This window comes from Campylobacter concisus, from assembly GCF_902460895.1.
In the GTDB taxonomy this organism is placed as follows: domain Bacteria; phylum Campylobacterota; class Campylobacteria; order Campylobacterales; family Campylobacteraceae; genus Campylobacter_A; species Campylobacter_A concisus_BC.
The window spans coordinates 501,673-509,032 of the sequence record NZ_CABPVL010000004.1 but is presented as its reverse complement, the minus strand read 5'-3'; the positions used below and the strand labels follow the sequence as shown (position 1 = coordinate 509,032).

8 protein-coding genes are annotated in these 7,360 nt (G+C 42.7%); 3 read left to right on the top strand and 5 right to left on the bottom strand.

From position 1 onward, the window contains the following. The first annotated feature begins 134 nt into the window (after window positions 1-134). Genes moaC through F3G98_RS09120 form a run of 3 tightly spaced genes read left to right on the top strand, consistent with a single transcriptional unit; the run spans window position 135 to window position 2,100 of the window. A complete protein-coding gene (gene moaC / locus F3G98_RS09130; RefSeq protein ID WP_180995700.1) occupies window positions 135-611 on the top strand; it encodes a cyclic pyranopterin monophosphate synthase MoaC in 477 nt (158 codons plus the stop codon). Next, window positions 586-852: an HP0495 family protein gene (locus F3G98_RS09125; RefSeq protein WP_009295275.1), complete on the top strand. Its 267-nt coding sequence runs from the start codon at window positions 586-588 to the stop codon at window positions 850-852. The genes moaC and F3G98_RS09125 overlap by 26 nt, the downstream gene beginning before the upstream one ends. Window positions 853-861: 9 nt before the next feature. Further along, entirely contained in the window at window positions 862-2,100 is a 1,239-nt protein-coding gene (locus F3G98_RS09120) for a hypothetical protein (protein ID WP_149726056.1), read from the top strand. A 68-nt stretch (window positions 2,101-2,168) separates the two neighbouring features. Here the strand turns inward: F3G98_RS09120 and F3G98_RS09115 are convergent, their stop codons facing one another. The 5 genes from F3G98_RS09115 to F3G98_RS09095 all read right to left on the bottom strand — a co-directional run bounded on the left by F3G98_RS09115 (window position 2,169) and on the right by F3G98_RS09095 (window position 7,357). Further along, window positions 2,169-2,963 (bottom strand): undecaprenyl-diphosphate phosphatase, encoded by a 795-nt coding sequence (locus tag F3G98_RS09115; RefSeq protein ID WP_002941660.1) that lies wholly within the window; start codon window positions 2,961-2,963, stop codon window positions 2,169-2,171. A 57-nt stretch (window positions 2,964-3,020) separates the two neighbouring features. Next, window positions 3,021-4,931 (bottom strand): transketolase, encoded by a 1,911-nt coding sequence (gene tkt, locus F3G98_RS09110; RefSeq protein ID WP_103608173.1) that lies wholly within the window; start codon window positions 4,929-4,931, stop codon window positions 3,021-3,023. Window positions 4,932-5,040: 109 nt separating this feature from the next. Further along, entirely contained in the window at window positions 5,041-5,940 is a 900-nt protein-coding gene (locus tag F3G98_RS09105) for a polyprenyl synthetase family protein (protein WP_103608172.1), read from the bottom strand. Then, window positions 5,937-7,046 (bottom strand): DUF7488 domain-containing protein, encoded by a 1,110-nt coding sequence (locus F3G98_RS09100; RefSeq protein ID WP_103608171.1) that lies wholly within the window; start codon window positions 7,044-7,046, stop codon window positions 5,937-5,939. Before F3G98_RS09100 ends, F3G98_RS09105 begins: the two co-directional genes overlap by 4 nt. Continuing rightward, the gene (locus F3G98_RS09095; protein WP_002941513.1) at window positions 7,043-7,357 is read right to left on the bottom strand and encodes a YbaB/EbfC family nucleoid-associated protein; all 315 of its coding nucleotides are present in this window, start codon (window positions 7,355-7,357) and stop codon (window positions 7,043-7,045) included. Before F3G98_RS09095 ends, F3G98_RS09100 begins: the two co-directional genes overlap by 4 nt. Window positions 7,358-7,360 lie beyond the last annotated feature (3 nt).

Below are 7,360 nucleotides of genomic sequence, written 5' to 3'. Positions count from 1 at the left end.
TTTATTTTAAGAAATGGCAAATTTCAAAACAAAAATGCAAAAGCTCAAATTTTGGGATTAAAAAATATTTTTGCTTAAATTTGCTGATAACTTAAATTTGCTTAAATAGGCTATAATCCACCAAAAAAGGAGAGATAATGCTAACACATTTAGATGAAAAAGACCGTCCAAAGATGGTCGATGTAAGCCCAAAAGATCCCACGAAAAGAGTAGCAACTGCTAGCGGGATCATCAAAATGAGCAAAGATGCTTTTAAGGCGATCAAAGAAAATACCGGCAAAAAAGGCCCAGTCATCCAAACAGCCGTTGTCGCTGCGATAATGGGCGCTAAAAAGACAAGCGAGCTAATACCTATGTGCCATCCACTAGCCATTTTGGGTGTGGATTGTGACATCGAGGAGCTGCCTGAAATTTGCGCTTTTAAGCTTTACGTGAGCGTAAAGATAGAGGGCAAAACAGGCGTTGAGATGGAGGCGCTAACAGGCGTAAGTGTGGGACTTCTTACCATTTATGACATGGTAAAAGCCATAGATAAGGGCATGGAGATCAGTAGCATCGTACTAGAGAGCAAAACAGGAGGCAAAAGTGGCGAATATATGCGATCTAAATAACAAAAAGGCAAAAATCGACTACCCAACACACTGGGAGTATAAAGTGATATTTGACGCTGGCGTAAATGCCGAAGAGAAGGTAAAAGAGATAGTAAAAGATAGAGAATTTAAGTTAGTTTTTTCAAAATTTAGCAAGGATAAAAAATACGCTAGCTACGATCTAGCCGTACTAGTTTTGAGCGAAGAAGAGAGGCTGGAGATATTTTCAGCCCTAAAACACGAAGCAAAATACGTTTTATAAGGCAAAAATATGGATAAACTTGAGCAAAATTTACGTGACTATAAAGATAGCGAGGGGCTACTAACTAGCATAAAGGCTCTTTGCAACGACTTTTTTAAGGATGTCTCAGACAAAGACGAAAACACACTGCCTGATCTTTTGAAGCAAAAGATGAACGAGCTTTACGACAAGATGGATAAAGAGAGCCTCATAAATGCTAAAAACCTAAAAAGCGCTATGGAGGGGATAAATCAGGCCCTAGTTAGCGGCGAAGAGAAGGAGCTTTATGAGCTATTTGATAAAAGAGATGAGATAAATAGAGCCATCGAAGCAAAGCGTGAAGATATAAAAAATAGGCTAAAAATTTCATTTGAAGCGGCTGAAGAGGTCGTAAAAGATAGAAATTTTAGTGAAAAAGAGGAAATTTTAGAGCTTTTAAACAACGCCATTATCAGAGAAACAAGGATGCTTGGTATCTTAAAAGAGAGTGCTCAAATCGCCTTTCTAACGACGCTTGAGGGCGCAAAGGATGTCGAAGAGACCGCTGGTGCGATAGCTAAAAATATGACCTACGCTGCGATAAGAGGCGGAGAGTTTAGCAAAGAGCGAATGTTTGAAATTTCAAAAAATATCATCAGTGCAGCGGGGAATTTAGCAAATGAGGGGCACATATTTGCAAAAGAGCTCATAAAAGGCGCGATAAATGGCACAAGAGATGGCATTTTAAGAGCTATTGAGAAGCTAAAAGATGAGGCGAAATTTGCTCCAGATGAGCTAAGGCTAAACTCACAGCTTTTAAATTTAAAAAACGTGGATGAGGAGTTTATAGCGCTTCTTAAAGAGCTTGAAAATGAATTTGACGGCGTGGCTAAAAGCGAGATTGAAAGCGTGATAAATAGCGAGCTTGATACAAATCTAGCAAAATTTAAACGCATAAGCGATCAAGCGATGGAGCAGATCAGCTCAAGGCTTGAGGAGCTAAAGTCAAACGGCGTTGCAAAGCTTGTGAGCGAGGCGAACAATAAATTTGAAGCTCTAAAGCAAGAGCTAAACGACAAGAGCAAAAAGCTAAAGCTAAATTTTGACGCAAACGATAAGCTTGAAGGCCTCAAACAAGATATCGCAGAGTTTGAGAAAAAGGCGAACGATAAGCTTGAAGACATCAAACAAATGGATATAAAATCAGAAGCTAAGAAATTTGGCGACAGAGCATATCAAGCTGCAAAAGACTTCATAAACGTCATAAAAAAAGATAAAAAAGAGGAGTAAATTTGCCAAGCTTTTGGCAAATTTATCATTTTGGCTAGGTCTTAGCCTAGCCTTTTCATCACTTAAATTTATAAAAACAGATATAGCAAAAACGCACCCAAGATCAAGCGGTAGATGACAAAAGGTAGCATCCTGATCCTTGAGATAATCCCCATAAATAGCTTCACGCAGATATAAGCACTAACTGCACTTATGATGACGCCAAGGGCGATGTCGCTCCAAGGCAGAGCGTTTGGATCTTTTATAAGCTTGATGCTCTCAAGTCCGCCAGCTAGGATGATGACAGGTATCGAAAGTAAAAATGAGAAATTTGCACTGCCTTTATGACTAAATCCTAAAAAAAGTGCCGCTGTCATCGTTATGCCTGATCTTGAGACGCCAGGGATGAGCGCCACAGCCTGCGCTAAGCCTATGATAAGAGCAAATTTTATGGTCATTTCGTATTCGCTTTTGTTTGTTGAGCGAAGATCAGCAAAGTAAAGTGCGATGCCAAAGATGATCGTTGTAACTGCGATCACAACGCCGCTTCTTGCGTACTCTTCGATCACGTTATTAAACAAAAGCCCAAAGATGCCAACTGGGATAGTGGCAAATCCCACGCACCAGACAAGCAAGCTATCGCCCACCATCTTTCTTTGCGCTATCGAGGCAAAAAAGTCGCGAAGTAGCTTAAAAATCGTATCTTTAAAATAAAAAAGTATCGCGCTTAGCGTACCAACATGCACTGCCACGTCAAAAGCAAGCCCTTGATCTGGCCAGCCAAGTAACTTTGGCACCAAGATGAGATGAGCCGAGCTAGATATCGGCAAAAACTCGCTTATGCCTTGCACCAAGGCCAAAACGATAACGTGAGAAATTTCCATAAAATGCCTTTTTGATTTTAGATTGCAGCTGGGGATTTTACTCCCCAAAGTTAAATTTTATATAAGTTCGCTAGCAAAATTTGCAAGCTTTTGCGGAGTAAATCCGAAGTGGTCAAATAGCTCATTTGCCTTGCCGCTGGCGCCAAAGCTGTTCATACCATAAACTGCGTCGGCAAATTTATACCACTCATAGCCAGTTGCAGCCTCAACTGCGATGATCGTTGTGTTTTTATCTAAAATTCTAGCCACATACTCAGCTGGCTGCTCGCAAAGCAGGTCAAAACAAGGTGCTGATACGATATTTGCGCCGATACCTTGCTCAGCTAGAATTGCAGCTGCTTTTACACAGAGTGAGACTTCGCTGCCGCTTGCTATAAATGTTATCTTCGCATCTTTTGCCGAGCTTAGCAGATATGCACCGTTGCTAACCTCGCCAAATTCGCCTTTTGCAAGTGGGTCAAGCCCTTGGCGACTAAGCACAAAGGCACTTGGAGCGTTTAAATTTAGCGCCGCATGCCAGCTAGCTGCGTTTTCGTTGCCATCAGCTGGGCGGAAAGTGTAGAAATTTGGCATAGCTCTAAATGTGCTAAGCTGTTCTATTGGCTGGTGCGTCGGACCATCTTCGCCAACGCCGATGCTATCGTGTGTGAAGACAAAAAAGTGCTTGATGCCCATTAGCGCTGCTATCCTAGCACTTGGCTTTAGATAGTCGCTGAAGATAAAAAATGTCGCTGAAAATGGCAAGAAAAGACCGTATCTGGCGATGCCGTTGTTGATAGCTGCCATGGCGTGCTCTCTGATGCCGTAGTGGATGTTTTTGCCATTTGGGAAGTCGCCCATGCCCTTTAGCTCGGTCTTGTTTGAAGGAGCAAGATCAGCGCTACCACCGATAAAGCCAGGGAGTTTTTTAGCTATCTCATTTAAGATAACGTGGTTTGTATCTCTTGTGGCTAGCTTTTTATCGCTAAAGTCTGGAAATTCGAACCTGCTAAAGTCTGGATTTAGAAGTGAGTTTAGTAAATTTTTGCCTTCAATGCTTAGTGCCTCAACCTTTTTGTTCCACATAGCCTCTTCTAGATCGCCCTTTTCAACTGCGCCTCTAAATCTTAAAAGCACGTCCTCGTCAATGGCAAATTTATTCTCAGGGTCAAAGCCAGCTGCGGCCTTTGCCTTTTTGATGATCTCCTCGCCAAGCGGTGCGCCGTGGCTGTGGTGGCTGCCCTCAAGCTCCATTGCACCGCGTGCTATGTGTGTGTTTGCGATGATGAGATATGGCGACTCTTTCTCGCTTGCTTGCTCAAGTGCAAATTCGATCTGGTTGTAGTCGTGTCCGTCGATGCGTGCGACCTCCCAGCCCTGCGCTTCAAACCTCGCCTTGACGTCCTCGCTAAATGCGATCGCTGTGTCGCCCTCGATCGTGATATTGTTTGAGTCGTAGATGAGCACAAGGTTGTCTAGTCTTAAATTTCCTGCGATCGAACATGCCTCGTAGCTTATGCCCTCTTCAAGATCGCCGTCGCCGCAAAGGCAGTAAATTTTGTGATCGATTATTTTATTATCTGGCTCATTTAGCACGTTTGCAGCGTATTTTTCTGCCATGGCTAAGCCAACTGCATTTGCCACGCCTTGACCAAGTGGGCCAGTAGCCATCTCAACGCCTGGAGTGTGAATTTCTGGGTGTCCTGGGGTGTTTGAGCCAAGTTGTCGGAAATTTTTGAGCTCATCTAGGCTTAGATCGTAGCCGCTTAGGTGTAAGAAGCTATAAACCAAGCTTGATGCGTGACCACCGCTAAAAACGAGCCTATCTCTATTTAGCCATTTTGGATTTTTAGGGTTGTGTTTTAAAAAGTTGCTTAAAACCACCATGATATCGGCTAGGCCCATAGGAGCACCTGGGTGTCCGCTGTTAGCGTTTTGCACCATATCAGCGCACAAAAATCTTATAGTATCGGCTTGTTTTTTTAGCATATGATCTCCTTTTTATTGCGTCAGATTATACAAAAAAGTGATTAAAACTTGCCTTGCATTTTTGCCCAAAATGTCTAAAAAGTGATATAAATTTACGAAATTTACGCGCTTATCTTAGGTGCTTGTCTGTAAGCTCTAAGATCATCTTTGCAATGCTTGCATCTACCTGTTTTAGCGCCTCTTCTATTTCGCAAATAAGCTCATCTTTTTTCTTTTTTGCGCCAGATAGACCAAGTAAATTTGTAAATGAGTTTTTAGCTAGATCGTTATGCACGGGCTTTCCGGTGGCCGCTTCGTCGCTTGTAAGATCGATAATGTCGTCTTGTATCTGAAAAGTAAGCCCAAGCTTTAAGCCGATATCATAAATTTTCTCGCACTCTGTTTTGCTTAAATTTACTATCACAGCGCCCATTTTTAGGCTAGCAGCGATGAGCTTTGCGGTTTTGTGGATGTGTAAAAAGACTAGCTCATCAAGGCTTAGCATCTTGCCAGAGAGACCAAATTTAGCCTTTGCTCTTTTGATATCCTCTTTATTTGTATTTTCAAAAAAGCAATCCAGCGCCTGACCTAGCACCATGCCGCTAACGCCAGCATTCTCGCTTAAAATTTCCACACATTTTATGCGTGTTTGCGCTGGCAGATCAGCACGTGAAATTTCATAAAAAGCATGCGTATTTAGCGCATCTCCTGCAAGTATTGCAGTCGTTTCGTCGTATGTTACGTGAAGCGTTGGCGTGCCGCGTCTTAGGCTTGCGTTATCCATCGAAGGCAGATCATCATGGATGAGCGAGTATGTATGCATCATCTCAAGCCCCAAAGCCACTCTCATCGCCTTTTGCGTGAGGCTTTTATCGACATTTTCGACCACACCAAGAAGCAAAAGCGCCCTAAAGTGCTTGCCTCCAGCCTTTAGCATCACCCCAAGCGCCTCCTCGTAGTAAGGATGAAAGCTAGGCGCCTTTGGCAAATTTGCATTTAGAAATTTTACGAAGTCCTCAAGTAGGCTCATTTTGGCACTCTTGCAAAGAACTGAAAGTCATTTCTAGTAAATAAAAGCACGAAATTTTGCAGGTCGCTGATCTTTTCTAAAAGCTCCTCGCGACTACTCACGCTCTCTTTGTTGTAGCCTAAAATTTTATCGCCTATTTTAATGCCAAAGATGTCGGCATTTGACTTTGGCTCGACCTTAGTAACTACTAAATTTTTATCAACCGTGATACCATAATCCACCAAAACTTTATCATCTAGCAAGCTCTCAGGCGACTTTGGCATGACATTTAAATTTGGCAGATCAAGGCTTGAAGGGGCGTTTATCTCAAGGCTTTGGTTAAATTTCACATCCCCGCTTACTGGCACTTGAAAGAGTAGCTGCTCTCTATCGCGTTTTACGATGATGTCTAGTCTTGCGCCCTTTGGAGCAAAAAGCACCATCTCATTTAGCTCTCTTAGGCTCTTTGGTTTTATGCCATTTATCGTAACAAGCTCATCATCAACCATCATCATCTTGCCGCGGCCCAGTGGATCAACAAGGCCAACAAAAAATTTATCCTCTTTTTGTAAGAATTTCACGCCAATATCGCCGTAATAGACGTCATCATAAGATACAAAGTGCTTTAGATAGCGGTTTGGTATAAATTTATCAGCTCCAACAGCTATGCCTATCATCTTGCAACAAGGCGTGTTTATCTCGCCAGTTGCGTTATACTCGAAGCTTAGCGTGTCAAAGTCTCCTAAATTTTGCCCCAAAGACTTGATGTGACCCATGACGGTGTTGTTTGCGTCATTTAAGATGCCAACCCAAGTGCTCTTTTTGATGCGCTCTTCATTAGTCTCATCAGCCATCACGACAGGGCTTAGCTCCTTGCTAGAGCGCACTAAGAAAAGCTGCAAATATGGGTCAAATTTGACATATTCGCCAAGCGGAGCTCCCTCGCTTTTTGGCACTGCGATCAAATTTTTAGTGATAGCCACGCCAAAGTGTTTATTTACCGAGACGATTGAGTTTTTGTTCTTTTCAAAGCAGGCGTTAAAGTCCTCTTGTGTAGGCCTAGGATCGGCATTTAGGCAAAGCGCTGATAGTAAAAAAGCAAGGGCAAATTTATAATTTAGTCTCATTTTATCCCCATCGAAGCAAGGCCGCCAAGCATCCTTGAAGCGGTGTTTTTCTTATCGGCCTCAACCGACTTTAGCACGTCATTTACGGCGCTTATTAGCAAAATTTGCATGCTCTCTTTATCTTCAAGCAAGCTATCATCTATGCTGATATCAAGTATCTCGCCGCTGCCGTTTGCTCTCACGCTAACTAGCCCACCGCCGCTTTTTGCTCCAAATTCTTTATTTTTGCTCTCTTCTTCCATCTGCTTGGCTTGCTTTTGCACATCCTCAAGCATCTGCCCCATCTTTGAAAAGTCAAATCCCTCAAACATCGC

Excerpts from the sequence above, each read along its gene's own strand:
- F3G98_RS09105 (WP_103608172.1), bottom strand. The coding sequence starts at position 5,940 with ATGAGCCTACTTGAGGACTTCGTAAAATTTCTAAATGCAAATTTGCCA.
- F3G98_RS09095 (WP_002941513.1), bottom strand. The coding sequence starts at position 7,357 with ATGTTTGAGGGATTTGACTTTTCAAAGATGGGGCAGATGCTTGAGGAT.
- F3G98_RS09115 (WP_002941660.1), bottom strand. The coding sequence starts at position 2,963 with ATGGAAATTTCTCACGTTATCGTTTTGGCCTTGGTGCAAGGCATAAGC.
- F3G98_RS09120 (WP_149726056.1), top strand. The coding sequence starts at position 862 with ATGGATAAACTTGAGCAAAATTTACGTGACTATAAAGATAGCGAGGGG.
- tkt (WP_103608173.1), bottom strand. The coding sequence starts at position 4,931 with ATGCTAAAAAAACAAGCCGATACTATAAGATTTTTGTGCGCTGATATG.
- F3G98_RS09100 (WP_103608171.1), bottom strand. The coding sequence starts at position 7,046 with ATGAGACTAAATTATAAATTTGCCCTTGCTTTTTTACTATCAGCGCTT.